Source organism: Enterobacter cloacae complex sp. OE43NF (assembly GCF_023544405.1).
Taxonomy (GTDB): domain Bacteria; phylum Pseudomonadota; class Gammaproteobacteria; order Enterobacterales; family Enterobacteriaceae; genus Enterobacter; species Enterobacter cloacae.
Genome location: NZ_JAMJFW010000002.1, coordinates 167,650 through 193,723 on the forward strand (window position 1 = coordinate 167,650; position 26,074 = coordinate 193,723).

Genomic DNA, 26,074 nt, shown 5'->3' on the forward strand with positions numbered 1-26,074 from the left:
TACGATAACCCAACATTACCGTCCAGTGGCGACGGAAACAGTCATTTTCTGGTTAGGGAGAATACATGCGAACCCTTTGGCGAATCTTTGCCGGTTTCTTTAAATGGACGTGGCGACTGCTCAATTTCGTCCGCAACCTGGTGATGAACCTCGTTTTCATCCTCCTGGTGCTGGTTTGCGCGGGCATCTGGATGCACATCAGTAACGCAAACCAGTCACAGCATTCGACGCGCGGCGCGCTGCTGCTCGACATCACCGGCGTGATTGTCGATAAGCCTTCCACCAGCAATCGTCTGGGAGTGATTGGTCGTCAGCTATTCGGCGCTACCTCGGACCGCCTGCAGGAAAACTCCCTGTTCGATATTGTCGATACCATTCGTCAGGCAAAAGATGATCGCAACATTACGGGTATCGTGTTGGATCTGAAAGATTTTGCCGGGGCCGACCAGCCTTCCATGCAGTACATCGGCAAAGCCCTGCGTGAATTCCGTGACAGCGGTAAACCGGTGATCGCAATAGGCGACAGCTACAGCCAGGGGCAATATTATCTGGCGAGCTTTGCCAATAAAATCTGGCTTTCGCCTCAGGGTACGGTCGACCTGCACGGCTTTGCCACGAACGGGCTTTACTACAAATCTCTGCTCGACAAGCTGAAGGTCACCACCCACGTGTTCCGCGTCGGTACGTATAAATCTGCCGTGGAGCCATTTATCCGTGATGACATGTCTCCTGCCGCCCGTGAAGCGGACAGCCGCTGGATTGGTGAGCTGTGGCAGAACTATCTGACCACGGTTGCCAGTAACCGCCAGATTACCCCTGCACAGGTCTTCCCTGGTGCTCAGGGCGTGCTGGACGGCTTGCGCAAGGTTGACGGCGATACCGCGAAATATGCGCTTGATAACAAGCTGGTCGATGCCCTGGGAACCAGCGCGGAGATCGAAAAGTCCCTGAGCAAACAGTTCGGCTGGAGCAAAGAGGATAAAAATTACAGCGCGATCAGCATGTACGATTACGCGGCGAAAAAGCCGGATGAGAGCGGTGACAGCGTTGCGGTTGTCTTCGCCAATGGCGCAATCATGGACGGTCAGGAGACTCCGGGGAACGTCGGGGGTGATACCACCGCGTCGCAGATCCGTGACGCGCGTCTTGACCCGAAAGTGAAAGCGATTGTGCTGCGTGTGAACAGCCCGGGGGGCAGCGTCAGCGCCTCTGAAGTGATCCGTGCCGAGCTGGCCGCTGCGCGTGCAGCAGGTAAACCGGTGGTGGTTTCCATGGGCGGCATGGCGGCTTCCGGCGGTTACTGGATCTCAACCCCGGCTAACTACATCGTCGCTAACCCAAGCACCCTGACCGGATCAATTGGCATCTTCGGGGTGATCAACACGGTAGAGAACAGCCTGGATTACCTGGGTGTGCATACGGATGGTGTGGCCACTTCACCGCTGGCGGATGTGTCGGTAACCAAATCCTTGCCACCTGAAGTGTCCGAGATGATGCAGCTCAGCATTGAGAATGGCTACAAGCGCTTTATCACCCTGGTCGCTGACTCGCGTAAAAAGACGCCGCAGCAGATCGACGAAATTGCCCAGGGCCACGTCTGGACAGGACAGGATGCGAAGAGCAACGGCCTGGTCGACAGCTTGGGTGACTTTGATGACGCGGTGAAGAAAGCCGCCGAACTGGCGAAGCTCAAACAGTGGCATGTTGAATACTATCAGGATGAGCCGTCGTTCTTCGATATGGTGATGGACAGCATGTCCGTCTCCGTGCGCGCCATGTTGCCGGAAGCGCTGCAGGCTTATCTGCCAGCGCCTGTCGCCACGGCCGCTAAAGCGATGAAAGCGGAAAGCGATAAGCTCGCGGCGTTTAATGATCCACAAAGTCGTTACGCGTTTTGCCTGACCTGCGCAAACGTACGTTAAACCCCGTCCCCTCTTCCGGTGAAGAGGGGATTTTTTTCTTTTGAAGAACAAGAAATCACTACCATGCAGAAGAAATCGATTTATGTAGCCTACACTGGCGGTACCATCGGGATGCAGCGCTCTGAAAACGGCTATATTCCTGTGTCCGGTCATCTTCAACGTCAGCTTGCCCTGATGCCGGAATTCCACCGCCCGGAAATGCCTGACTTTACCATCCACGAGTACGAGCCGCTGATGGACTCCTCCGACATGACGCCGGAAGACTGGCAGCATATCGCGGATGACATCAAAGCCCATTACGACCAGTACGACGGCTTTGTGATCCTGCATGGTACCGACACCATGGCCTTTACCGCCTCGGCGCTCTCCTTCATGTTGGAAAACCTGAGCAAACCGGTGATTGTCACCGGCTCGCAAATTCCGCTGGCGGAACTGCGCTCGGATGGACAGATTAACCTGCTTAACTCTCTCTATGTGGCGGCGAACTACCCGATTAACGAGGTCTCGCTGTTCTTCAACAACCGTCTGTATCGTGGCAACCGTACAACCAAAGCGCACGCCGATGGGTTTGACGCCTTCGCCTCACCAAACCTGCAACCGCTGTTGGAAGCGGGTATTCATATTCGTCGTCTGGGCACGCCGCCTGCGCCGACCACCTCAGGCGAGCTGATCGTTCACCCGATCACTCCGCAGCCGATCGGTGTGGTAACCATTTATCCGGGCATCTCTGCTGATGTGGTGCGTAACTTCCTGCGCCAGCCGGTAAAAGCGCTGATTTTGCGCTCCTACGGTGTGGGTAACGCGCCGCAGAACAGTGAATTCCTGAAAGAGCTGCAGGAAGCGAGCGAGCGCGGGATTGTGGTGGTTAACCTGACGCAATGTATGTCCGGCAAGGTCAATATGGGCGGCTATGCCACCGGCAACGCCCTGGCGCATGCGGGGGTGATCAGCGGATTCGATATGACCGTCGAGGCCACACTGACTAAACTTCATTATTTACTGAGTCAGGATCTGGACATCCAGTCCATTCGCAGCGCCATGATGCAAAACCTGCGCGGCGAACTGACCCCGGACGAATAAGGAGACCTCATGAAGCAACGCGCCCTGTTACTGGTCGATTTGCAAAATGATTTCTGCGCGGGCGGCGCACTGGCCGTCGCAGAAGGTGACAGCACGGTCGACGTGGCCAATACCCTGATTGACTGGTGTAAATCGCGCGGTGAAGCCGTTGTCGCAAGCCAGGACTGGCATCCGGCCTACCATGGCAGTTTTGCCAGCCAGCACGGCGTTGAACCCTTCAGCCAGGGTGAGCTCGACGGTCTGGCGCAAACCTTCTGGCCCGATCACTGCGTGCAGCAAACGGAAGGCGCCGCGCTACATCCGCTGCTGAATCAGAAAGCCATCGACGCGGTGTTTCATAAAGGCGAAAACCCGGCTATTGACAGCTACAGCGCCTTTTTCGATAACGGACATCGCCACAAAACGGCGCTGGACGCGTGGTTACGTCACCACGAAATCACCGAGCTGATTGTGCTGGGTCTGGCAACCGATTACTGCGTGAAGTTTACCGTGCTGGACGCGCTCCAGTTGGGTTATACGGTCAGCGTCATCACCGACGGCTGTCGCGGGGTGAACATTCAACCGCAGGACAGCGCGCAGGCGTTTATGGATATGGCCGCTGAAGGCGCGACGCTGTATACGCTGGCAGACTGGCTGGAGACGCAGGCGTAGTCTTTTATGCCGGGGGGCGGCTTCGCCTTTCCCGGTATTTCCACTCCGATCCCCATAAAGTGAACTCCCTCGCATCACCAGCGAAGCGGCAATGCTATGCTTTTCAGGCTGTTTTTTCGCCACGCTTTTTCTGTGGCGTGGTTATTTTTATTCTGTCAAAGAGGAACACCTATGAAACGTTTGCCATTGCTGGCAGCCTTACCCTTGCTTTGCGCGTCAGTTGCTTACGCTACTCCCCTGATGTCCGTGGGCTACTTTAACGGCGGTGGTGATGTTACTGCCGGACCCGGCGGCGATATCAATACGCTTGATGTTCGCCAGATCACCCACCTGAACTATTCGTTTGGCCTTATCTACAATAACGAAAAAGACGAAACCAACGCCGCACTGAAAGATCCGGCGAAGCTGCATCAGATCTGGTTATCTCCGAAAGTGGCGTCCGACCTGGCGCTTATCCCACAGCTTCGTAAACAAAACCCGAACTTAAACGTTCTGCTTTCCGTCGGCGGCTGGGGTGCCCGCGGTTTCTCGGGCGCAGCAGCCACCAAAGAGAGCCGCGCGGTGTTCATCCGCTCGGCGCAGGAGATTGTTGAGAAATACGGTCTGGACGGGATCGACCTTGACTGGGAGTACCCGGTAAACGGCGCATGGGGGCTGGTCGCAAGCACGCCTGCTGACCGGGATAACTTCACCTTCCTGCTGAAAGAACTGCGTGCCGCCTTCGGGCAGAAAAAACTGGTCACGATTGCGGTTGGGGCCAATGCGGAAAGTCCGAAAAGCTGGGTCGATGTGAAAGCCATTGCTCCCCTTCTCGACTATATCAACCTGATGACCTACGACATGGCGTACGGCACTCAGTATTTTAACGCGAACCTGTATGACTCCAGCGCCTGGCCGACCGTGGCGGCAGCAGATAAATACAGCGTTGATTTTGTGGTGAACAATTATCTGGCCGCGGGGCTGAAGCCACAGCAGATGAACCTTGGGATTGGTTTCTATGGGCGCGTGCCAAAACGCGCTGTGGAACCGGGCATTGACTGGAGCAAGCCCGATGCGCAAAACAATCCGGTGACACAGCCTTACTTCGGCCCACAGGAGATCGGGTTGTTCAGATCACTCGGTTATGACCTGACCAAAGATACCTACGTGAAGTACAACGATATCGTGAAGAAACTGCTAAACGACCCGCAAAAGCGCTTTACTGAACACTGGGACGACCAGGCGAAAGTGCCGTGGCTTTCCGTGAAGGGCGCCGACGGGAAGGATCTGTTTGCCCTCTCGTATGAGAATCCACGTTCCGTCGCTATCAAAGCGGACTATATCAAAGAGAAAGGTCTGGCAGGCGCAATGTTCTGGGAGTATGGGGCGGATGATAATAACCAGTTAGCGAAGCAGCTGGCAGAGTCGCTTGGGATCTCGCACAAGTAATGAGGCAATCAAACCCTCTCCCACAAGGAGAGGGTTGAGTAAGGGCATCAACCCACACCGTTATTGTATTTTCATCGTCGCAATCGGCTTTGGCGTGATACCAAACTCTTCCTTCAGTTCACGCTTGCTCTTCATCACCATCTGGCCGTTGGTATCGATTGTCATGTGCTGCGCATCGGTATTGTTGCGCGCCTGCCACAGCATGACCAGCTGCAGACTGTTCTCTTTTTGCTCCGGGGTTAAGGCAACGCCATCAGGCCATTTCCCCAGCTCAACGGCGGTGACCAGACGCTGATAAACTTCCGGCGTCATACCGTTAATCATGTCATCAATATTCACGATCTCTCCCTTTCAAAGGAATAATTTGCTGAATCGTTTTTTCAACCTTTAATCTGGTCGCCGTTTTCATCGTCGCTGAAGCTCAGAGAAGCTGAGTTTACGCAGAAACGCTCGCCCGTTGGCTGAGGGCCATCCGGGAAGACATGCCCCAGGTGCGCATCGCAGTTGCCGCAGCGAATTTCGGTACGCACCATCCCGTGCGACGAGTCAGTTAAGTAGCGGATCGCGTCATCACTCACCGGCTCGTAAAAACTCGGCCAGCCGCAGCCAGAATCGTATTTCGTTTGTGAATTGAACAGCGGGGCGTCACAGACCAGGCAATGGTATACGCCATCGCGTTTGTTATGCAGTAAACGCCCGGTAAATGGCGGCTCCGTGCCGTGATTCTGCGTCACGTAAAACTGCATTTCTGTGAGGTTTTTTTTCAAATCGTCAGGGTTACGTTGGTTCGACATATGCTTACATCTCGCTGTAGAAACAGACACCTTTTAACCCGGATTCTAACAAAACATTAACACCCTTGCGTGCACTTTTGATCTAAACTTATGTGTCGCGAAAAGGCGGTCAGGCAATTGTGATCATGCTCACATATTTATCCTGCGAGGCCTTTAAAATTCCGGGCGCAACCCCCATGTGGTTGCTAGCTCAAAGGGAAAGTGAGGCGAGTCAGTCGCACAAACGTTAGTCACAGGATTGATTTGTCGCAATGATTGACACGATTCCGCTTGACGCTGCGTAAGGTTTTTGTAATTTTACAGGCAACCTTTTATTCACTAACAAATAGCTGGTGGAATATATGACTATCAAAGTAGGTATCAACGGTTTTGGCCGTATCGGCCGTATTGTTTTCCGTGCTGCTCAGAAACGTTCTGACATCGAAATCGTTGGTATCAACGATCTCCTGGACGCTGAATACATGGCGTACATGCTGAAGTACGACTCAACTCACGGTCGTTTCGACGGCACCGTTGAAGTGAAAGACGGCCACCTGGTTGTTAATGGCAAAACCATCCGCGTTACTGCTGAGAAAGACCCAGCTAACCTGAAATGGAACGAAATCGGTGTTGACGTTGTTGCTGAAGCAACCGGTATCTTCCTGACCGACGAAACTGCGCGTAAACACATCACCGCGGGTGCGAAAAAAGTTGTTCTGACTGGTCCTTCCAAAGACAACACCCCAATGTTCGTTCGTGGTGCTAACTTCGAAACTTACGCTGGCCAGGATATCGTTTCTAACGCATCCTGCACCACCAACTGCCTGGCACCGCTGGCAAAAGTTATCAACGACAACTTCGGCATCATCGAAGGTCTGATGACTACCGTTCACGCGACCACCGCTACTCAGAAAACCGTTGATGGCCCGTCTCACAAAGACTGGCGTGGCGGCCGTGGCGCGGCTCAGAACATCATCCCATCCTCTACCGGTGCTGCTAAAGCGGTAGGTAAAGTACTGCCAGAACTGAATGGCAAACTGACTGGTATGGCGTTCCGCGTTCCAACTCCTAACGTATCCGTTGTTGACCTGACCGTTCGTCTGGAAAAAGCTGCTTCTTACGAAGACATCAAGAAAGCAATCAAAGCTGCTTCCGAAGGCCCAATGAAAGGCGTTCTGGGTTACACCGAAGACGACGTTGTATCTACCGATTTCAACGGCGAAGTATGCACTTCCGTGTTCGATGCTAAAGCAGGTATCGCACTGAACGACAACTTCGTTAAACTGGTATCCTGGTACGACAACGAAACCGGCTACTCTAACAAAGTACTGGACCTGATCGCTCACATCTCCAAATAAACTGGAATGAGTGCTTGATCCAAAAAGGCGACTTCGGTCGCCTTTTTTATTTATAAGACAGAGGATTGCTTAATGATTAATAAAATTTTTGCACTTCCGGTAGTCGAACAACTTACCCCTGTGCTCTCCCGTCGCCAGATTGATGGCGCTGATGTTGTCGTCGTTGACCACCCGCGTGTGAAAGCCTCCGTTGCGCTGAACGGCGCCCACCTGCTCTCCTGGAAACCGGAAGGTGAAACAGAAGTGCTGTGGCTGAGCGATGCGACCTCTTTCAAAAAAGGAGCGGCGATCCGCGGCGGCGTGCCTGTCTGCTGGCCATGGTTTGGCCCGTCAGCGCAGCAGGGACTGCCTTCTCATGGTTTTGCCCGCAACCAGCAGTGGACCCTGAAAGCGCATAACGAAGATGATAACGGTGCCGTGCTGACTTTTGAGCTTCAGGCCAATGACGAGACCCGTGCGCTGTGGCCGCACGAGTTTACCCTGTACGCCCGCTTCAAGGTGGGTAAAACCTGCGAGATTGAGCTGGAAGCGCACGGCGAATTTGAAACGACCTCTGCCCTGCACACCTACTTCAACGTGGGTGATATCAGCGCGGTAAAAGTGAGCGGCCTTGGCGATACCTATATCGACAAAGTGGACAATGCAAAAGAAGGGAAACTCAGCGACGGCGTGCAGACCTTCCCTGACCGTACCGACCGCGTTTACCTGCATCCGGAAGCGTGCAACGTGATCCACGACAGTGCCCTCAACCGTGGCATCGAAGTGATTCACCATCATCACAGCAACGTGGTGGGCTGGAACCCAGGTCCGGCACTCTCAGTGAGCATGGCCGACGTGCCCGATGACGGTTACAAAACGTTTGTCTGCGTCGAAACGGCCTGCGTCACTACGGCGCAAAAAGCCAGCGAAGAAAAACCGTCTCGCTTAGGGCAAACTATTCGCATTGTGAAGCGCTAAGACGCGGTATTATTTTGACCGCACCAGCACAATGCAAACGGGGCGCAAGCGCCCCGTTATAATGCAAAGATTGCACTGTTTTAATGCGCAATCAGAACTTGTAGGTCACACCGACAGAGAAAATACCCGCCCAGGACTTGTCGACCATTGGGCTGTCTTTCACTTCGTCGCTCAGACGCTCGTAACGGCCAGTACCGTATACGTTCCAGTCACCCAGGAAGTTGTAGCTCGCGGTCAGCTCCAGGTACGGATCCCAACCATCATCTGCGCTGTAGCTCTTCAGACCACTACGACGGGACTCATTCTTAGAAACGCCATAGTAGTAGTCGTTGTAGTTCTCACTGTTGTACTGCACACCAATACCTGGCGTCAGGGTTAACGCACCGTTCGTGTAGCGATAGAGCCAGGCCAGATCCCAGATAAAGCCGTTGCTGTTATCCAGCGTGTCTCCCGCCAGCGCGGTACGCAGGAAGCCATACTCGGTGTTATGCACATAAGAGAGACCCGCCATCATGGTGCTCTTACGCTTGTCGAGTCGACGCAGGGCGTGGCTGTCGCTGTCACCCGGTTTGAAGTGCGTCGGATCGTAGTAGGCCATAATGGAGAGCTTATCGGCCGTATCGTTCCACAGATAGTAGCCGCCGCCGAGTCCACGGAACCAGAAGTTATCGCCTTCATAGGTGACAACCGGAACGGGATAAACATCACGATCATACTGTTTATACGGGCTGTTAATGACGCCAACGCCCGCACCTACCGTCCACTGGCTTTCCGCCTGTGCGGTGCTAACTGCGGTCGCGGCGAGTACGCCCAATGCCAGAAGTTTGAGTTTGGTCACAATCCATTCTTTCCTGTAGTCAAATAATCAGCGGGAGAAGTGTAACCGCCAGACCCGTACTTCCCCAAATTTTTTGCCTGCTAATCAGTTTGATTAACCCGCTATTTTTCATTTTTCAGATGACAGGCCGTTTTCACTTCTGTGACCGCAGGGTGAAAAATGCCCGTATGACATATAACGGCAATGGATATTTTAGGATGAGTTATTGATATGTCATTGAAATTAGATTTTATCAGCATGCAAGTTTTGCAAATGCCATCTACGCTTTAATTTAAGAAGAGTTTTCCTGCACGCCCCGCGGTTCTTAGCGTCTGACCTGGCACACAGGTTGCTGCTCTGGCAGTGAGGTGCGAGAGATTCTCTTCCGGGAGCCTCCACTACTCATACGAACGGCTCTTATCCTGTGCTAAAAAACGAAAGGACGGCATGCCATGAATATATTCGATCACTATCGCCAGCGCTATGAAGCTGCCAAGGACGAAGAGTTCACACTGCAGGAGTTTCTTACCATCTGTCGGCAAGATCGCAGTGCCTATGCCAACGCGGCAGAACGGCTATTGATGGCTATTGGTGAGCCAAACATGGTTGATACTGCCCAGGAACCACGGCTTTCCCGTCTCTTTTCGAATCGGGTGGTCGCCCGATACCCGGCGTTTGAAGAGTTCTATGGCATGGAAGATGCCATCGAGCAAATCGTCTCCTACCTGAAGCATGCTGCTCAGGGTCTGGAAGAGAAGAAACAGATCCTCTATTTACTCGGCCCGGTGGGTGGCGGTAAATCGTCGCTGGCTGAACGGCTGAAATCGCTGATGCAGCGCGTACCTATCTATGTACTGAGCGCCAACGGTGAACGCAGCCCAGTGAACGACCATCCGCTGTGCCTGTTTAACCCGCAGGAAGATGCGCAAATTCTGGATAAAGAGTACGGCATTCCGCGTCGTTATCTCGGCACCATCATGTCGCCGTGGGCGGCGAAACGCCTGCATGAGTTTGGTGGCGATATCACCAAATTCCGCGTCGTGAAAGTGTGGCCATCCATTCTGGAGCAGATCGCCATCGCCAAAACGGAACCGGGTGATGAGAACAACCAGGACATCTCGGCACTGGTCGGGAAAGTCGATATCCGTAAGCTGGAAAATTACGCCCAGAATGACCCGGATGCCTACGGCTACTCCGGCGCACTGTGCCGGGCAAACCAGGGCATTATGGAATTCGTCGAGATGTTTAAAGCACCCATAAAAGTGCTGCATCCGCTGCTGACGGCCACCCAGGAGGGGAACTACAACGGGACGGAAGGTATCTCTGCCCTGCCGTTCAACGGCATCATCCTGGCGCACTCGAACGAATCAGAGTGGGTCTCCTTCCGTAATAACAAAAACAATGAGGCGTTCCTTGACCGTGTGTACATCGTCAAAGTGCCTTATTGCCTGCGGATCTCCGAAGAGATCAAAATTTACGAAAAACTGCTTAACCACAGTGAGCTGATGCATGCGCCATGCGCACCGGGCACGCTGGAAACGCTGTCGCGCTTCTCCATCCTGTCGCGTCTGAAAGAGCCGGAAAACTCCAGCATCTACTCCAAAATGCGCGTGTATGACGGGGAAAGCCTGAAAGATACCGACCCGAAAGCGAAGTCGTATCAGGAGTACCGCGATTACGCGGGTGTCGACGAGGGCATGAACGGTCTTTCCACGCGTTTCGCGTTTAAGATCCTCTCCCGCGTGTTTAACTTCGACCATGCGGAAGTGGCGGCCAACCCGGTCCACCTGTTCTATGTGCTGGAGCAGCAGATTGAACGCGAGCAGTTCCCACAGGAGCAGGCGGAACGTTACCTTGAGTTCCTGAAAGGTTATCTGATCCCGAAATATGCCGAGTTCATTGGCAAAGAGATCCAGACGGCCTACCTGGAATCCTATTCGGAATACGGCCAGAACATCTTTGACCGTTACGTCACCTATGCTGACTTCTGGATCCAGGATCAGGAGTACCGCGACCCGGATACCGGACAGCTGTTTGACCGTGAGTCCCTGAACGCGGAGCTGGAAAAAATAGAGAAGCCTGCCGGGATCAGCAACCCGAAAGACTTCCGTAACGAGATTGTGAACTTCGTACTGCGTGCCAGAGCGCATAACAACGGTCGTAATCCGAACTGGACTAGCTACGAGAAACTGCGCACGGTCATCGAGAAGAAAATGTTCTCTAATACCGAGGAGCTGTTACCCGTCATTTCGTTTAACACCAAAACCTCAACTGACGAGCAGAAAAAACACGACGATTTTGTCGACCGTATGATGGAAAAAGGCTACACCCGCAAACAGGTTCGTTTGCTGTGCGAATGGTATCTGCGCGTACGGAAATCGTCTTAAAACAAGTGCCCGGTAGCGTTTAACGCTCACCGGGCCGACAAAATGCAAGTTGGCAAATGCAGTACGGGGGGTATATGACCTGGTTTATTGACCGGCGTCTGAACGGCAAAAACAAGAGCATGGTGAATCGCCAGCGCTTCTTGCGCCGTTACAAAGCGCAAATTAAACAGTCGATCTCCGAGGCCATCAACAAACGCTCGGTAACCGACGTCGACAGCGGCGAGTCTGTCTCCATCCCCACCGATGACATCAGCGAACCGATGTTTCATCAGGGGCGTGGCGGCTTGCGCCATCGCGTACACCCAGGTAATGACCACTTCGTTCAGAACGACAGAATCGAGCGCCCACAAGGAGGCGGCGGCGGTTCTGGAAGCGGTCAAGGACAGGCCAGCCAGGATGGTGAAGGTCAGGATGAATTCGTCTTTCAGATCTCAAAAGATGAATATCTCGACCTGCTCTTTGAGGATTTGGCGCTGCCTAATCTGAAAAAGAACCAGCACCGTCAGCTTAACGAATACAAAACCCATCGCGCGGGTTATACCGCAAACGGCGTACCGGCCAATATCAGCGTCGTTCGTTCGCTGCAGAACTCGCTGGCGCGGCGCACGGCCATGACGGCCGGTAAACGGCGGGAACTGCGCGAACTGGAAAGCAGCCTGAAGGTGGTAGAAAACACAGAACCAGCGCAACTGCTGGAAGAGGAGCGCCTGCGTAAAGAGATTGCCGAGCTGAGGGCGAAGATTGAGCGGGTACCGTTTATTGATACCTTCGACCTGCGCTATAAAAACTACGAAAAACGGCCGGAGCCTTCGAGTCAGGCTGTCATGTTCTGTCTGATGGACGTCTCCGGTTCAATGGACCAGGCCACCAAGGATATGGCGAAGCGTTTTTACATTCTGCTCTATCTGTTCCTGAGCAGAACCTATAAGAACGTGGAAGTGGTTTATATTCGCCACCACACCCAGGCCAAAGAGGTGGATGAACATGAGTTCTTCTACTCACAGGAGACCGGCGGCACCATCGTATCGAGCGCCCTGAAGCTGATGGATGAGGTGGTGAAAGAGCGTTACGATCCGGCTCAGTGGAACATCTATGCCGCGCAGGCGTCGGATGGCGACAACTGGGCGGATGATTCGCCGCTGTGTCACGACATTCTGGCGAAGAAAATTTTGCCGGTGGTGCGTTACTACAGCTATATCGAAATCACGCGTCGTGCTCACCAGACGCTGTGGCGTGAATATGAACATCTGCAATCGATGTTCGAAAATTTCGCCATGCAACACATCCGTGACCAGGATGATATCTATCCGGTGTTCAGGGAGCTGTTCCACAAGCAATCGGCCACCAGCAATGCCTGACCACACAGCCAGCGACACGCTGGCTGTTTTCTTTCCCTTTCATCCATCCCCTTCGCAAAAAGATCTGTGCTACTGTTGGAAACTGCGTATTGGCAGATAACAGGTAAACTGACTATGTCTGATGAGGTTAAGGGTACGGCTACCCACCAGCAACTCATTTCGCTGTTAACGCAGCAAGGTGCGCGCTTTCGCGTGATGGAGCACGAGGCCGTAGGAAAATGCGAAGCGGTAAGCGAAATCCGCGGAACCGATCTGGGGCAAGGCGCAAAAGCGCTGGTCTGCAAAGTGAAGGGAAACGGCGTAAAAAAACACGTTCTGGCGATCCTGGCCGCTGACCAGCAGGCCGACCTGAGCCAGCTTGCCAGCCATTTCGGCGGCTTAAAAGCCTCTCTCGCAAGCCCGGCCGAAGTCGATCATTTGACCGCCTGCGTGTTTGGCGCTATTCCACCGTTTAGCTTCCATCCGGATCTGACGCTGGTCGCCGACCCGCTCCTGTTCGAGCGTTTTGACGAAATCGCGTTCAATGCCGGTCTGCTGGAAAAATCCGTGATCATGGATACCCAGGATTATCTGCGCATTGCCCGCCCTGAACTGGTGACGTTTCGTAAAGCGTGACCGTGATGGCTGACGCCGCTGTCAGCCTCTCTTTTCCAGAAACAGAACTGATGCGATCAAAATCACCGCAATAGCGAAAAACGATGAGGAGATAATCAGCGTTTCAACAAACATGTGATCGTTCATCTTAGCGACCCTTTGCGATGCCTGATGCCGTTTTATCCCCTGCAAATGACACGGATATGACAATCTCCTATTTTTTTTAAAACACTGTCGTTAGCCGTTTTTCCGCGTAAAGTAAGCAGGCTTACTATTCTGGCAAGGACTCCTCATGTTTGACCCTACTCTGCTTATTCTACTGGCACTCGCTGCACTCGGCTTTATCAGCCATAACACCACCGTCGCCATCTCGATCCTGGTGTTGATCATTGTGCGCGTAACCCCGTTAAACACTTTTTTCCCGTGGATAGAAAAACAAGGCCTGACGATCGGGATAATCATTTTGACCATTGGGGTGATGGCCCCCATTGCCAGCGGCACGCTTCCGGCCTCAACGCTGCTGCACTCGTTTGTTAACTGGAAATCACTGGTGGCTATCGCGGTGGGGATTTTCGTGTCATGGCTCGGTGGTCGCGGCGTCACGTTGATGAGCAGCCAGCCCTCGCTGGTGGCTGGCCTGCTGGTGGGAACGGTGCTTGGCGTGGCGCTCTTTCGCGGCGTTCCGGTGGGCCCGCTCATTGCCGCCGGGCTGGTTTCGCTGTTTATTGGGAAGTCGTAGTCAGGCTGGCAATATAGCGCGCGGGCGTTTGCCCCAGCCCCTTTTTAAACATCGTAATAAAGGCGGTGGTGGAGTCATAACCAAGTGACTGCGCCACCTGCTGAACTGACTTCCCGCCAATCAGCAGCTGCAACGCCACAATCAACTGCAGCTGATGACGCCAGCGGCGAAAGCTTAAGCCCGTCTCTTTGACCACCAGCCGCGCCAGGTTGCGCTCACTCATGGCAAAGTGGTTCGCCCATTGCGCCAGCGTCTGCCACGCGGCGGGCTCTTCCGCCATCTTTTCGCTCATCAACCGAATTTTAGGATGAGGGGAAACAGGCAGCTGTAAATGCTCCTGTCGCTGGAGCGGCAGTTCATCAAACAGCACATCCACCAGACGCGAGGTGGTGGCAAGCGGCAGTTGCTCACGCGTTTTTCCCGCCAGCGACAGAATCAGCTCCCGAACCAGCGGCGATATTTTCAGGGTACAGCACCGGTCCGGCAGACTGACGGCACCCGGTTCAATAAACAAAAAGCAGAGCTGCGCACCTGGCGTGGCCCTGTTGCTGTGGGGCATCTGCCCGGGGATCCACACGGCATACTGGGGCGGTACCATCAGCATGGCATTTTCTACCTCACAGGTGATTGCGCCCCCCAGCGCCAGAATCAGCTGCCCTTTGCGGTGCTGATGGAGCGGAATATATTGCTCCTGCGCTACCACGCGGATGCGAAACGCGACCGCCGCATCGAATTGGCTATCAGGATCGTAGCCGTCGAGTCCCAGACCGTTCATCAGGTTGTCCGATATTAGCGATAAACTGTCATTTTAGCCTGATTTCAACCACGGCGAAAATCGGTATTGTGTGCGCTCGCCTGAACGTATGAGAAAACAATGACTACTGCTACTCGCAAAGGCGCGCTGCTGATCGCCGGCATTCTGATGATTGCCACGACGCTTCGCGTCACCTTTACCGGAGCAGCGCCGCTGCTCGATACCATTCGCCTTGAATATGGATTAACCACCGCGCAAACCGGCCTGCTAACCACCCTGCCGCTATTAGCGTTTGCCCTTGTCTCGCCGCTTGCCGCGGGCGTAGCACGGCGTATCGGCATGGAGCGCAGCCTGTTCCTCGCCCTGCTGCTGATCTGCGCCGGGATTGCCGTGCGCTCTCTGCCCTCTGCGGCCCTGCTGTTTACCGGCACGGCGGTGATCGGTTGCGGGATCGCGCTCGGGAATGTGCTATTACCGGGCTTAATCAAACGCGACTTTCCCGGCCAGGTTGCCCGCCTTACCGGGGCCTATTCCCTGACGATGGGCGTTTCGGCGGCGCTCGGTTCGGCGCTGATTGTTCCTCTCGCTCAGGGAGCCGCAGGCTGGCATGGCGCGCTGCTAATGCTGATGATCTTTCCCCTGCTGGCGCTGCTGCTCTGGCTGCCGCAGTGGCGCCAGAAGCAGGTCGCTACGGTGACCGGTGCAGGGGCGCTGCACAACCGCGCCATATGGCGTTCTGCCCTCGCCTGGCAGGTGACGCTCTTTCTCGGCATTAACTCGCTGATTTACTACGTCATCATCGGCTGGTTACCCGCGATATTACTCAGCCACGGCTACAGCGAAGCGCAGGCGGGCTCCATGCACGGACTCTTACAGCTGGCCACGGCCATTCCGGGCCTTGCCGTACCGCTGATCCTGCATCGCCTGAACGATCAGCGCGGGATCGCCGGCGCCGTAGCGTTGATGTGCGCAGTGAGTGCGGCCGGTTTCTGGTTTGCACCGGATTTGGCAGTCGTGTGGACGCTGGTGTTTGGCTTTGGCACCGGAGCAACGATGATCCTCGGTCTGACGTTCATCGGCCTGCGCGCCAGCTCTGCCCATCAGGCGGCGGCACTGTCCGGTATGGCGCAGTCGATTGGTTATCTGCTGGCCGCCTGCGGGCCTCCGCTGATGGGGAAAATTCACGATACCGCCGGTGACTGGCAGATCCCCCTTCTGGCCTGCGCGCTGGCCTCGGTGGTGATGGCCATCTGCGGCATGCTTGCCGGGCGAGACCGGGAGATCACGCCCCGCTAAAAACAGTGGCAGACCTGACGGTCTGCCTGTTATTTATCCCCGTGCCGCACGCAGCATCGCCTGTACTAACACCACCGGACGCCCCGCCAGCGCAGCACGCTCGTGCTGGAATAAGGTAATCACGAAGAACGGATGGGTAACCAGCTCTGCGGCACGGATTTCCCCCTGCTCGTCCCAGCCGGTCACACGCATATCACCGCTCTCCAGCTCCTGCGCAAATTCCGGCGATACACCGTAGTTGCAGTGATATCCCTCTTCAATTTCCGGCTTGCCGTAGGCTTTCGCAATAAGCGTGTTGTTACGCAGTTCAATCGCATCGGTTTTTTCCACCAGCGAGCAGGTCAGCGGCGCAATCACCATTGAGCCTTCGGTGTCCGTTTCGGCGTGCGCCGCATCGCTCCAGCCGAGCACATTACGCGCATACTCAATCAATGCATGCTGAAAACCGCCGCAGGTGCCGAGAAACGGAATGCTGTTTTCGCGCGCGTAGCGTGCAGCGATAAAGGCGGCTTCGGTGTTTTTGTAGGGGCTTGCAGGAACCAGCCAGATGGCATCGTAACCCACCAGATCTTCAGGGCTGGTCAGCTCCGTCGTCGCAAGCCAGTCGTAATCAGCGATGAGATCCAGCACTGCAGCAGCATCATCTATGGCCAGCGGGATCGCCTGGTGCGCAATCACATCGGGATTGTAATCGCCAACCAGCGCAATGCGCAGCGTCGTTTTAACCGGGAGGTGTTCCATGAAAGGTTCCTTATGCCAGAGTATTATCAGATAACATAAGGAACCTCAGACTACCGATCTTCTGCAATAATCACAATACCTTAAATTGGGAGGGGAAATGATGATTCAGTGCAAGCGCGTCTATGAACAGGCAGCCCCGGAGGATGGTTATCGGGTGCTGGTGGACAGACTGTGGCCGCGAGGGGTGAAAAAAGCAGACCTTGTGCATGATGAATGGTGCAAAGCGCTTACGCCTTCTGACGGGTTACGTAAGGCCTTTCACAGTGAAACCATTGATTTCGCTGCCTTCAGCCAGGCGTATCGGGAAGAGCTGGCGCAGCATAAAGACGAAGGTTTGCGTCTTGCAACCCTCGCGAGACAGCAAACCTTAACCCTTCTCTACGCCGCGAAAAATACCGAACAGAATCACGCAATAGTCTTAGCCGACTGGCTGCGCCATTTGTGATTAACTGGCCGTCAGCGCATCGAAGGTTTGCGGTGCCTCATCCGGCGTGAGCGGCAGCAGATGTTCGGCGCGCACAAACGCAAAACCGTGCTGATTATCAAAGGCGTAGACATCGCCCGTCACCAGCCAGAGCGCGCGATCCGCTGTCGCAGGCAGCTGCGTCATCACGCCATTGACCGGGTTAACGAAGCGCTGGCCGGGCTGGCAAAGGCCAAACAACTCAACGGATTTACCCACATTGCGACGGCCTGAGGCCGTGCGGGCACCAATGATCAACGCCATGCTGCCCGGTTTAAGCTGAAACATACTTCTCTCACGATAACGGTGGCCAGAAACTGGCTAAGAATAATCCTAAAGAGAAGTGTATCGCAATCTTTGTCCTGCTGTCACCTGGCGGGTTGCGGATGATCGCGGCGGTAAAGCTCCCATTCGTCGATCACTTCGCCACCGGGCAATTTACACTCCGTACGCACGCCCTGCGGGCTCTGGATTGGGATCTGCTCTCCCCCTTTTTCCAGACAATAGACAGAGGCAGGGTTAGCCATACCCACCCTATGAGGCGGCGGTGGGGCAACAGGTGGAGACGTTTTTGTGGTACAGGCCGCCAGGGGTAGCGCGAGAGCCAAAAGCAGAAATCTCATCGTGTTGATCCTTTTTACATCATCAGAAGATAAGGGTAACGGGTCGCCGTCGCTTTCTCCATCATTTCTCCATTTTAACTGCACTTTTCAACACTATAGTGAGGCGTGTTCTCCTTATGACCAGAGAACATCATTCCGTAATCAAGATGTCTTTGCCCCGGTCTCAACAACGGGGCCTTTTTCTCCCCTGCCTGCTTCTGGTGGATATATAAAATTCTCACCATTCATGTTTTACTATGGCTGAAGTCGAAATTTTCAGCATAACATGCAGATGCAGACGTCTTGTGCATGGGAGTCAACCTACGTCATGTCAGATATCATCCTGGCCCGAGTGTCAGAAACGCTCACCACGGAACAATCCCTTGAAAGTCTCGTTCGCCAGTTGCTGGAGATGCTGGAACTTGTGACCGAAATGGAGTCGACCTACCTGACGAAGGTCGATATCAATGCCCGTCTTCAGCATATTTTGTATGCCCGAAACAGTAAGCAGATGCAGATCCCGGAGGGACTAAGCGTGCCCTGGGGCGATACATTGTGCAAACGTGCGCTGGACAGTGACACCATTTTCAGTAACGAGGTTCCTGAACGCTGGGCGGATTGCGACGCCGCGAAAGCGCTCGGTATTACCACGTACATGAGCGTGCCGGTTCACCTGGCGGATGGTTCCCTGTACGGCACGCTCTGTGCGACCAGCACGGAAAAGAAGCTGCTCAGTGAACGCGGCGAACACGTGCTGAAACTCTTTGCTGGGCTGATTGCCCAGTATATTCAGAAAGAGTCGTTGCTTTCTCAACTTCGAGAAGCGAATGCAGCGCTCATCGCCTACTCCTTTACCGACGTTCTCACCGGTTTACCCAACCGCCGCGCCATCTTTGAAGATCTCAATACCCTGTTTTCTTTAGGCCGCCACCTTAAACGCAACGTAATTATCGCTTTTATCGATCTGGATGATTTTAAACGGATTAACGACCAGTACGGGCATGAAGCAGGCGATCAATTCCTCATTGAAGTCGGCAAACGTCTGTCAGATGAAAAGACCGAAGACGAGATAATCGGCCGCCTGGGTGGCGATGAGTTCCTGGTAGCCTGCCTGAGTAAAGCGGAAAATCAGGCTGATGAGGGCCAGATTAACCTGCTCAGGGCGCGGCTTCGCGACCGGATTGCCGGCCAATACGGGTTGGGCAGTGTGAGTATTGTGTACCCGGGTGCAAGCCTGGGAGTTGTCGAAGTTGATCCTGCCGGGATGGATCCGGACAGCGCATTACGCGTCGCGGATGTTGCGATGTATCAGGATAAAAAGGGTAAAGGCAAAACGCGCTTTCACGTTTTGGATTAACCCCGTACACTCTACGGCATTCTGAAAACCAAAACAGGTGATGGCATGAGAATAGGGATCCTCTTCCCGGTCGTTATTTTTATAACGGCAGTGGTTTTTTTAGCATGGTTTTTTGTCGGTGGTTACGCGGCTCCGGGAGCATAAATGAGAAAAACCACCCTCATTATGCTGCTTGTCGCCATCGTCGCCGTTGCTGGCACGCAATTTGGCTGGTGGTAACACCGCAACGTAAAAAGGCCGCCATCTGGCAGCCTTTTTTAACGCTTATCAAACTTAGCTTTTGATTTTTCTGTAGATAAACAGAACAACCAGCGCGCCGATCACGGCGACAGCAAAACTGCCGAAGTTGAAACCGTCAACTTTGCCAAACCCGAACAGCGTACTGATCCAGCCGCCGACGACCGCGCCGACAATACCCAGTATCACGGTAACGATAAAACCACCGCCATCTTTGCCCGGCATGATCCACTTCGCCAGAATACCCGCAATAAGCCCAAAGATAATCCAGGATAAAATTCCCATAACTTTCCTCTCTGTATGGTTTTTGTCATTAAATCAACGACACAAAAAGGATAGCACAGGATCCGGGAAAGGAAATTTGTGATTAGTATCACAGCGAGAGAGTGCGCATTTAGTATCCAAAACCGCACCACACGAAATGTGGGGTTGCAACTTAAGATGAGAAAGATTATCTTTCTCAACACTGAATAGTTGAGTTAAACGCTCAGGTATTCAGTACGACATTGCTCACATTGCTTCCAGTATTTTTGCCCACGCTTTAGTGGGCATTTTTTTGCCCGCTTACACGGCGATAAAGGCATAGCGGTTGCGTCCTGCGCGCTTTGCCTGATAGAGCGCCTGGTCAGCCGCAATGATAATGTTCTGCTGGCTGCCTGCAATGTCAACGGCACGTGCGGTTGACACCCCGACGCTGACCGTTACCCGTCCAAAGGGGCTAAAGGCATGCTCAATATGCAGTGAAAATACATTGCGGATGATTGTCTGGGCCAGGCGGATGGCTTCCTGAATATCGGCGTCTGGCAGGATCAGCGCAAACTCTTCGCCGCCATAACGCGCCACAAGCTGGTTGTTGCGGGTAAGGCTCTCTCTGAGGCTATTCCCCAGCAGGGTAAGACAACGGTCTCCTTCTGGGTGACCGTAGTTATCATTGTATTTTTTGAAATAATCGACATCGACAATGAGGATAGAAATTGGCGTGTCGTTATCCGCACACGTGGCGATTTCAGACAGAATTTTTTCATCAAACGTGCGGCGGTTGAAAAGCCCCGTCAGCGCATCTTCAGAGGCTATTATCTTGAGCTCTTTGTTATCTCTGGTTTTTCTGGACAGATCTGAATAGAGGAAATAAGACGCGACGATAAGCGCCACGGTAAAAATAAGAATGAGTACGGCGAGCTGAATGGCCTGCTTACGCCAGGCTGCAAGTGCTTCTTCTTTACTCACTGCAACGGTGGTGACCAATCCGTAACGTTTGTTTTTCTCAAAAGCGAAAATGCGTTCGACTTTATCAAACCGCGAAACCGAGCTGGCAATCCCTGAATTTTGTACCTTCAGGTATTCTCTGAACAGGGGTGAGTCTGAAACAATCGCGCCAATGTAGTTATTTTTAAACGGATAGCGAACCAGCAACACGCCGGATTGTGTCGTGAGGCCAATGACACCAGCATGGCCAATATTAATCTGCCCGTACAGTGCCAGAAAATTTTCGATTCCAAGCGTCACCACGACAACGCCGTTAAAGTCTCCGGTCTGCGTTTCAAGCCGTCGACTGATCGTAATCACCCATTTCCCGTTCGTTCTGCTCACGACCGGCTGGCCAATAAAAATCTGCTGACTTTTATTTTCCTTGTGATAGATAAAAAACGATCTGTCAGCCCCTTTTCGCGGCCCGGAAAAACGTCCGTACAATGCCGTAAAGATGTCACCATTGACATCGTAAATAACCACATTGTTAATCTGGCTAAGAAGATTATCCTGATTTTCTATTATCCGCTGAATATTGGTCGCCTGTTCCGGGGTCATACCATAAATGTCGATCATGTCTGAAATGGTGGTGATCAGCATTTCGCTTTGACGCATGATCCCCTCAGTATAAACATCCAGGGTATGGCTCAGGTTAGCAACGCCGGTATTAATTTGCTGAATTGACTGCTGTCTGGACGTGGTAATTTGGACCGCAAGCGACAACGAGATGATCAACGAGACAATGATGACAGTAATGGTTGTTGTGTAAAAAGTATTTTTCACATGCACGAGCTTTTCCACCTTATCACGCCTGACATCCCTGGCTGACAACTCGTGTCACTGTAACAAAGGTCAGGATAAGAGGAAAATAAATTGCACTTAAGCGCACAATAAGAAGCGGTTATTATTTTGCTTCACTAAAATTTGCGTCAGGGTTATTACGGAGATCCCTGGCACCTGCCGCTCTCCCCCGTGAGTACCAGGCTTGTACCCTGCCCCGGCTGTGTTAAGATTCACCCCATCAGGGAGCTGACAGGATAACCGGAAAATGAAAAAAATCATTGCCGTTGCTATCGTATCAACGATTCTGGTCATTCTGTCTCTGTATGCGGTGAACGCGGTTATCATCAGCCAGCAGAAGGATAAACAGCGTGAGATCGCCCAGACGCTTTTGCACTATTCCGAAGGATTATCCGAAAGCATCGCGCTGGCCCTTAAAGAGGTAACAACCCGAGGCTGCGATCAAATCAGCCTTGATCGCTACAGAAAGCTAAAACTCCGCAGCCCCTATTTTTCCGATATCGGTTTTGTTGAAAATGGGCAAGTCGTCTGTACTGCCTTTTGGGGTAAGCTCGCCACTCCAGTCCCTCTACCAACAGAACTCCATAAAACACCAAGAGACTTTCTGTTAGCGCAGTTTTCGAGAAAGGATTTTTTCACTGGCAACGCGGCAATCTATAATAATGTAATTATTTTCACCTCGCGTTATGCCTACGATAAATTCACGCCGGTTACGGCAAACTATGCGCTGAGTACCACGACGAAAGATTTCGACCGGACATTTTTCTCGGTTAAGCCAGATGTCATAAAACACCACTGGCCAGATTCAGCGCTTTTTACCCTGACCCTGACGCAGTGCAGCACGCGATGGGACATATGCGTTACGGTGAAGCATTACGACGCGGGCCTGGCTTCGCTCCCCATTGTGGTGTTTATTCTTCTGACGACTATTCTGTGTTTTATCTGGACCGCAATCTCGTTGTTTTTCATGCGCATTTACGAAGATCGCTTCTCACTGGAACGAACGCTGGTTAAGGCGGTAAAAAACAATTCTATCAGCGTTAACTACCAGCCGATTATACGTATCCAGGATAAAAGCATTGTCGGGGTAGAAGTGCTGTCGAGATGGCGCGATTATCATCGCACCGATGTCTCCCCGGAACTGTTTATTCCTTTAATTAAGAAAATTGGGCTGTACCGACAGTATTATATTAATATTATTGAAAAATCGCTGTCTGAGATCGCACCGCTTGCCATTAAACATCAGCTGATGATTTCGCTGAACGTTGGGCGAACGGAGATTGAAGATGGACAGTTTATCCAGACGTTACGTCGTGAATGTGCATTTAATCACATCCCCCTGTCTTTGATAAAAGTGGAACTTTCAGAAAAAGCGGTATCCAGTGCAGATATTCTGGAAGGGTTTTGTCTGGAGCTGAAAAAACTTGGGGTGAGAATATCGATAGACGATTTCGGCGTGAAAAACTCAAACCTGGACCGACTCTCTCTGCTGGAATATGACGAAATCAAAATCGATAAGTCGCTGGTGGACGGTATCAATGAACATTATAAGCAGAATATTTTTGCTATTTTTTGCGATGCGCTTGCCAGGCTCAACAAAACGCTCGTTTTCGAAGGGGTGGAAAGTGAAACCCAGTATCGTTTTATTGCGGACAGGTATCCTGACGCTCTGATCCAGGGGTGGTACTTCTCAAAATCACTGACACGCAGTGAACTGGCGAAGAAACTTACGATGAGAATGCCCTTACGGGCTACTCGTTCCCCCACTGATTAAGGAAATTCGCAATATCATCGATGCGTGCCGTGCGGATCCCCGCCTCACTGGCCATTTCCTGCTGGGCTTCCTCGCTGATTTCCTCGTTGTTCGTTAACCGCGTCAGCAGCAGCTGGAAATAGTACGCCAGCGCGTCATGCTCTGACTCACTGACTGGCTCAGCGGTTTCCGTCGAATACTCATCGACGATGTCATAATATTTAAGCGGAATATCGTTGTTCATAAACAGTCTCTCGTCTGTCATTTAGCGGGTGATGCACCGAGTATAGCGGACGCATTACGTTGACCAAAGTATTAGATAAGCAGCGCAAGTAAGGCAGCGAGAGCCGGCATAGCCTGAACATAGAGTATTTTTCGACTGGCAGTCGCTGCGCCAAAAATTCCGGCAAGTAGCACGCAGCTCAGGAAAAAGAGGGTCACAGGGACACCGCGCTCTCCGAGCCAGAGCCCCCAGAGCAGACCCGCCGCCAGAAAACCGTTATACAGCCCCTGATTCGCAGCCAGTACGCGGGTTTCACGCGCAAAATCGGGCGTGAGATTGAAAGCCTTGTGCCCGGTTTTGGTGTTCCACAGGAACATCTCCAGCACCAGAATATAGAGATGGATTAACGCAACAATAACGATAAGTACAGTGGCTAACATAAGGCTGTCTCACACAGTCAGTAGCAAAATAAATGCCGTCCCATCGGACGGCATTTTTGTATTAACGAACCAGATGCAGGAAGTGCAGATGTTTTTCGTACTGGTCCAGTATGTCATTGATAAGCTGTTCCTGATTCCAGCCCATCACATCATAGTTCTGACCGCCCTCTTTCAGATACACTTCAGCGCGATAATAGCGGTGTTGCTCTGCCTGTTGCTCGTCATTATCCATAGCGGCAAGAGCAAAAGTTGGCGAATTATAGCCACGTAGCCTCACTTCATAAATAAAGTTCAGCTCATTGCCTAAATCAACTTCAAGCCGGAGACGATCGTCAGCCGCATCATTGATATGACTCAACGTCCCCTGCTTGTTCAGTTCTTCCTGAACCAACGTCATGGCAGGCTGGATAACGTCGTCCATAAACCGTTTCACCAGAGAACGTTTCGGCAGATAGGCGATATTGCGCAACCTTCTCTGCCACGGAATAGGGTTACGTGCGGCGGTCGGCGCAATCGTCGCCATGCTCAGGCTTTCACGTTTGGTCAAATCCCGACGCAGGGCTTTTAACAGTCCGTATATTGAGATCAATAAGATCACGGAGAATGGTAATGCGCTCGCTATTGTCACGGTTTGCAGCGCGCTCAGCCCACCCGCAATCAGCAGTGCAATGGCCACAATCCCCATGAGCGAGGCCCAGAAAATTCGTTGCCATACAGGCGTATTAGCGACGCCACCCGATGCCAGCGTATCAACAACCATCGCCCCGGAGTCAGCCGAGGTGACAAAGAAGACAATGACCATCGCCATTGCAATAAATGACAACACTGAGGAAAACGGGAAATGTTCAAGGAAATTAAACAGGGCCAGCGCGACATCCTGCTGGACGGTATTTGCCAGGTCTGTTGCTCCCTGATTCATGATGAGATAAATGGCGCTGTTACCAAACACCGTCATCCACATGAGGGTAAAACCTGCGGGAACAAACAGCACGCCCGTAACAAACTCACGAATTGTCCTGCCACGGGATACGCGCGCGATGAACATACCGACAAACGGCGACCAGGAAAGCCACCATCCCCAGTACAATAGCGTCCAGCCACCAAGCCAGTTGCTTGATTTCGGTTCGTAGGCGTAAAGGTTAAAGGTTTTACTCACTAATTCCGAAAGATAACCGCCGGTATTTTCGACAAAAGATTTCAGTAAAAGTACGGTTGGTCCAAGACACAGCACAAGCGCCAGAAGTAAAACAGCCAGACCCAGATTGAGTTCAGAGAGGATACGTATTCCCTTGTCCAGACCGGACACCACTGAAATCGTCGCTAACCCCGTGATGACTACAATTAGAATGACCTGCACCGTTTCATTGATGGGCACCCCAAAAAGATGGTTCAGACCGGCATTAACCTGCAAAACACCGTAACCCAGCGATGTGGCAACGCCAAAGACCGTCCCTATTACCGCAAAAATATCGACTGCATGGCCGACAGGACCGTAGATGCGATCGCCGATGATGGGATAAAGTGCGGAACGCAGCGTTAAAGGCAAACCGTGACGGTAGCTGAAGAATGCCAGAATCAGCGCAACAATGGCATAGATGGCCCATGCATGCAGTCCCCAGTGGAAGAACGTCAGGCGCATGGCTTCTTTCGCTGCGGCTACGGTTTCAGGGGTGCCGACGGGTGGCGAAAGGTAATGCATTACCGGTTCGGCAACGCCAAAGAACATCAGGCCGATCCCCATCCCTGCCGAAAACAGCATCGCAAACCAGGAATGGTAGCTGAAATCAGGCTGGGCATGATCCGGCCCCAGTTTGATATCACCGTAACGCGAAAGACCGAGGAAAGTAACACTCAGTAAAATCAGGGCGACAGCAAGAATGTAGAACCAGCTGGCATTGGTGAATATCTGTTGCTGCAGGAGTTTGAATTTTTTGTCGGCCAGATCCGGGAATACTGCGGCAAAGGCGACAAGAAGGAAAATTAACAAAGCAGATGTGAAGAATACCGCTTTGTTAATCTGGCTTGTAGACTTCTTTGGGATAGTATCATTTTCACTCATAATCAATTCATTCCATTATCGTAGACCGCCCCGGTT

29 protein-coding genes are annotated in these 26,074 nt (G+C 52.7%); 16 read left to right on the plus strand and 13 right to left on the minus strand.

Annotation, left to right across the window (positions count from 1 at the left end):
* Positions 1-65: 65 nt before the first annotated feature.
* The 4 genes from sppA (at position 66) to chiD (ending at position 5,081) form a co-directional block, all read left to right on the plus strand.
* Positions 66-1,922, plus strand: coding sequence for a signal peptide peptidase SppA (sppA, locus tag M8370_RS02185; protein WP_020690337.1), 1,857 nt, complete (start codon positions 66-68; stop codon positions 1,920-1,922).
* Between the two features lie 63 nt (positions 1,923-1,985).
* Positions 1,986-3,002 (plus strand): asparaginase, encoded by a 1,017-nt coding sequence (gene ansA, locus M8370_RS02190; RefSeq protein WP_013097048.1) that lies wholly within the window; start codon positions 1,986-1,988, stop codon positions 3,000-3,002.
* A 9-nt stretch (positions 3,003-3,011) separates the two neighbouring features.
* The gene (pncA, locus tag M8370_RS02195; RefSeq protein ID WP_250020434.1) at positions 3,012-3,653 is read left to right on the plus strand and encodes a bifunctional nicotinamidase/pyrazinamidase; all 642 of its coding nucleotides are present in this window, start codon (positions 3,012-3,014) and stop codon (positions 3,651-3,653) included.
* Between the two features lie 171 nt (positions 3,654-3,824).
* Complete coding sequence (gene chiD / locus M8370_RS02200; protein WP_058661054.1) at positions 3,825-5,081, plus strand: chitinase ChiD; 1,257 nt, start codon at positions 3,825-3,827, stop codon at positions 5,079-5,081.
* 60 nt (positions 5,082-5,141) lie between these two features.
* Here chiD and M8370_RS02205 read toward each other — a convergent pair whose 3' ends face one another.
* Both M8370_RS02205 and msrB read right to left on the minus strand, forming a co-directional pair.
* Positions 5,142-5,420: a YeaC family protein gene (locus M8370_RS02205; protein WP_013097051.1), complete on the minus strand. Its 279-nt coding sequence runs from the start codon at positions 5,418-5,420 to the stop codon at positions 5,142-5,144.
* Between the two features lie 41 nt (positions 5,421-5,461).
* Positions 5,462-5,875, minus strand: a complete 414-nt coding sequence (msrB, locus tag M8370_RS02210; protein WP_013097052.1) for a peptide-methionine (R)-S-oxide reductase MsrB — start codon at positions 5,873-5,875, stop codon at positions 5,462-5,464.
* A gap of 341 nt (positions 5,876-6,216) precedes the next feature.
* On the opposite strand from msrB, the gene gapA reads away from it, so the two are divergent.
* Both gapA and M8370_RS02220 read left to right on the plus strand, forming a co-directional pair.
* Complete coding sequence (gapA, locus tag M8370_RS02215; RefSeq protein WP_013097053.1) at positions 6,217-7,212, plus strand: glyceraldehyde-3-phosphate dehydrogenase; 996 nt, start codon at positions 6,217-6,219, stop codon at positions 7,210-7,212.
* 72 nt (positions 7,213-7,284) lie between these two features.
* Positions 7,285-8,169, plus strand: coding sequence for a D-hexose-6-phosphate mutarotase (locus M8370_RS02220; protein ID WP_250020435.1), 885 nt, complete (start codon positions 7,285-7,287; stop codon positions 8,167-8,169).
* Positions 8,170-8,260: 91 nt separating this feature from the next.
* On the opposite strand, the gene M8370_RS02225 is transcribed toward M8370_RS02220, so the two are convergent.
* Positions 8,261-9,007 (minus strand): MipA/OmpV family protein, encoded by a 747-nt coding sequence (locus M8370_RS02225; RefSeq protein ID WP_013097055.1) that lies wholly within the window; start codon positions 9,005-9,007, stop codon positions 8,261-8,263.
* Positions 9,008-9,438: 431 nt separating this feature from the next.
* On the opposite strand from M8370_RS02225, the gene yeaG reads away from it, so the two are divergent.
* The 3 genes from yeaG to M8370_RS02240 all read left to right on the plus strand — a co-directional run bounded on the left by yeaG (position 9,439) and on the right by M8370_RS02240 (position 13,346).
* The gene (gene yeaG, locus M8370_RS02230) at positions 9,439-11,373 is read left to right on the plus strand and encodes a protein kinase YeaG (RefSeq protein ID WP_013097060.1); all 1,935 of its coding nucleotides are present in this window, start codon (positions 9,439-9,441) and stop codon (positions 11,371-11,373) included.
* A gap of 74 nt (positions 11,374-11,447) precedes the next feature.
* Positions 11,448-12,731, plus strand: a complete 1,284-nt coding sequence (locus M8370_RS02235; RefSeq protein ID WP_013097061.1) for a YeaH/YhbH family protein — start codon at positions 11,448-11,450, stop codon at positions 12,729-12,731.
* A 114-nt stretch (positions 12,732-12,845) separates the two neighbouring features.
* Positions 12,846-13,346 (plus strand): YbaK/prolyl-tRNA synthetase associated domain-containing protein, encoded by a 501-nt coding sequence (locus M8370_RS02240; RefSeq protein WP_013097062.1) that lies wholly within the window; start codon positions 12,846-12,848, stop codon positions 13,344-13,346.
* A 21-nt stretch (positions 13,347-13,367) separates the two neighbouring features.
* On the opposite strand, the gene yoaI is transcribed toward M8370_RS02240, so the two are convergent.
* Positions 13,368-13,472: a small membrane protein YoaI gene (yoaI, locus tag M8370_RS02245; protein WP_020690334.1), complete on the minus strand. Its 105-nt coding sequence runs from the start codon at positions 13,470-13,472 to the stop codon at positions 13,368-13,370.
* A gap of 145 nt (positions 13,473-13,617) precedes the next feature.
* On the opposite strand from yoaI, the gene M8370_RS02250 reads away from it, so the two are divergent.
* Positions 13,618-14,064 carry a DUF441 domain-containing protein gene (locus M8370_RS02250; RefSeq protein WP_008500737.1) on the plus strand — a complete coding sequence of 149 codons (447 nt, stop codon included), beginning with the start codon at positions 13,618-13,620 and terminating at the stop codon, positions 14,062-14,064.
* Here M8370_RS02250 and M8370_RS02255 read toward each other — a convergent pair.
* The gene (locus M8370_RS02255; protein WP_038979869.1) at positions 14,048-14,839 is read right to left on the minus strand and encodes an AraC family transcriptional regulator; all 792 of its coding nucleotides are present in this window, start codon (positions 14,837-14,839) and stop codon (positions 14,048-14,050) included. The genes M8370_RS02250 and M8370_RS02255 overlap by 17 nt on opposite strands.
* A 99-nt stretch (positions 14,840-14,938) precedes the next feature.
* Between M8370_RS02255 and M8370_RS02260 the strand changes: the two genes are divergently transcribed.
* Positions 14,939-16,114: a CynX/NimT family MFS transporter gene (locus M8370_RS02260; RefSeq protein WP_013097065.1), complete on the plus strand. Its 1,176-nt coding sequence runs from the start codon at positions 14,939-14,941 to the stop codon at positions 16,112-16,114.
* 33 nt (positions 16,115-16,147) lie between these two features.
* On the opposite strand, the gene M8370_RS02265 is transcribed toward M8370_RS02260, so the two are convergent.
* On the minus strand, positions 16,148-16,855 hold the full coding sequence (locus tag M8370_RS02265) for a CTP synthase C-terminal region-related (seleno)protein (RefSeq protein WP_062856443.1): 708 nt from the start codon (positions 16,853-16,855) through the stop codon (positions 16,148-16,150).
* A 100-nt stretch (positions 16,856-16,955) separates the two neighbouring features.
* On the opposite strand from M8370_RS02265, the gene M8370_RS02270 reads away from it, so the two are divergent.
* The gene (locus M8370_RS02270) at positions 16,956-17,300 is read left to right on the plus strand and encodes a DUF488 domain-containing protein (RefSeq protein ID WP_013097067.1); all 345 of its coding nucleotides are present in this window, start codon (positions 16,956-16,958) and stop codon (positions 17,298-17,300) included.
* On the opposite strand, the gene M8370_RS02275 is transcribed toward M8370_RS02270, so the two are convergent.
* Entirely contained in the window at positions 17,301-17,606 is a 306-nt protein-coding gene (locus M8370_RS02275; RefSeq protein WP_013097068.1) for a hypothetical protein, read from the minus strand.
* Between the two features lie 80 nt (positions 17,607-17,686).
* On the minus strand, positions 17,687-17,941 hold the full coding sequence (locus M8370_RS02280) for a putative hemolysin (RefSeq protein ID WP_038979863.1): 255 nt from the start codon (positions 17,939-17,941) through the stop codon (positions 17,687-17,689).
* Between the two features lie 307 nt (positions 17,942-18,248).
* On the opposite strand from M8370_RS02280, the gene M8370_RS02285 reads away from it, so the two are divergent.
* From M8370_RS02285 to yoaJ, 3 genes are read left to right on the plus strand one after another with little or no spacing between them, the layout of a single operon-like run.
* Positions 18,249-19,277, plus strand: a complete 1,029-nt coding sequence (locus M8370_RS02285; protein ID WP_029881992.1) for a sensor domain-containing diguanylate cyclase — start codon at positions 18,249-18,251, stop codon at positions 19,275-19,277.
* 45 nt (positions 19,278-19,322) lie between these two features.
* The gene (locus M8370_RS02290; protein ID WP_014883431.1) at positions 19,323-19,421 is read left to right on the plus strand and encodes a YoaK family small membrane protein; all 99 of its coding nucleotides are present in this window, start codon (positions 19,323-19,325) and stop codon (positions 19,419-19,421) included.
* Positions 19,422-19,496 carry a protein YoaJ gene (gene yoaJ, locus M8370_RS23555; RefSeq protein ID WP_071830143.1) on the plus strand — a complete coding sequence of 25 codons (75 nt, stop codon included), beginning with the start codon at positions 19,422-19,424 and terminating at the stop codon, positions 19,494-19,496.
* A gap of 54 nt (positions 19,497-19,550) precedes the next feature.
* Here yoaJ and M8370_RS02295 read toward each other — a convergent pair whose 3' ends face one another.
* Positions 19,551-19,799: a GlsB/YeaQ/YmgE family stress response membrane protein gene (locus M8370_RS02295; protein ID WP_008500746.1), complete on the minus strand. Its 249-nt coding sequence runs from the start codon at positions 19,797-19,799 to the stop codon at positions 19,551-19,553.
* Between the two features lie 279 nt (positions 19,800-20,078).
* The gene (locus M8370_RS02300; protein WP_045295800.1) at positions 20,079-21,563 is read right to left on the minus strand and encodes a sensor domain-containing diguanylate cyclase; all 1,485 of its coding nucleotides are present in this window, start codon (positions 21,561-21,563) and stop codon (positions 20,079-20,081) included.
* A gap of 247 nt (positions 21,564-21,810) precedes the next feature.
* On the opposite strand from M8370_RS02300, the gene M8370_RS02305 reads away from it, so the two are divergent.
* Positions 21,811-23,337 carry an EAL domain-containing protein gene (locus tag M8370_RS02305; protein ID WP_250020436.1) on the plus strand — a complete coding sequence of 509 codons (1,527 nt, stop codon included), beginning with the start codon at positions 21,811-21,813 and terminating at the stop codon, positions 23,335-23,337.
* On the opposite strand, the gene M8370_RS02310 is transcribed toward M8370_RS02305, so the two are convergent.
* The 3 genes from M8370_RS02310 to M8370_RS02320 form a co-directional block, all read right to left on the minus strand.
* On the minus strand, positions 23,315-23,560 hold the full coding sequence (locus M8370_RS02310; RefSeq protein WP_020690326.1) for a YmjA family protein: 246 nt from the start codon (positions 23,558-23,560) through the stop codon (positions 23,315-23,317). The genes M8370_RS02305 and M8370_RS02310 overlap by 23 nt on opposite strands.
* 71 nt (positions 23,561-23,631) lie before the next feature.
* Complete coding sequence (locus tag M8370_RS02315; RefSeq protein WP_248088716.1) at positions 23,632-23,979, minus strand: DUF1304 domain-containing protein; 348 nt, start codon at positions 23,977-23,979, stop codon at positions 23,632-23,634.
* A 61-nt stretch (positions 23,980-24,040) separates the two neighbouring features.
* The gene (locus M8370_RS02320; protein WP_038979854.1) at positions 24,041-26,038 is read right to left on the minus strand and encodes a BCCT family transporter; all 1,998 of its coding nucleotides are present in this window, start codon (positions 26,036-26,038) and stop codon (positions 24,041-24,043) included.
* Positions 26,039-26,074: the final 36 nt, after the last annotated feature.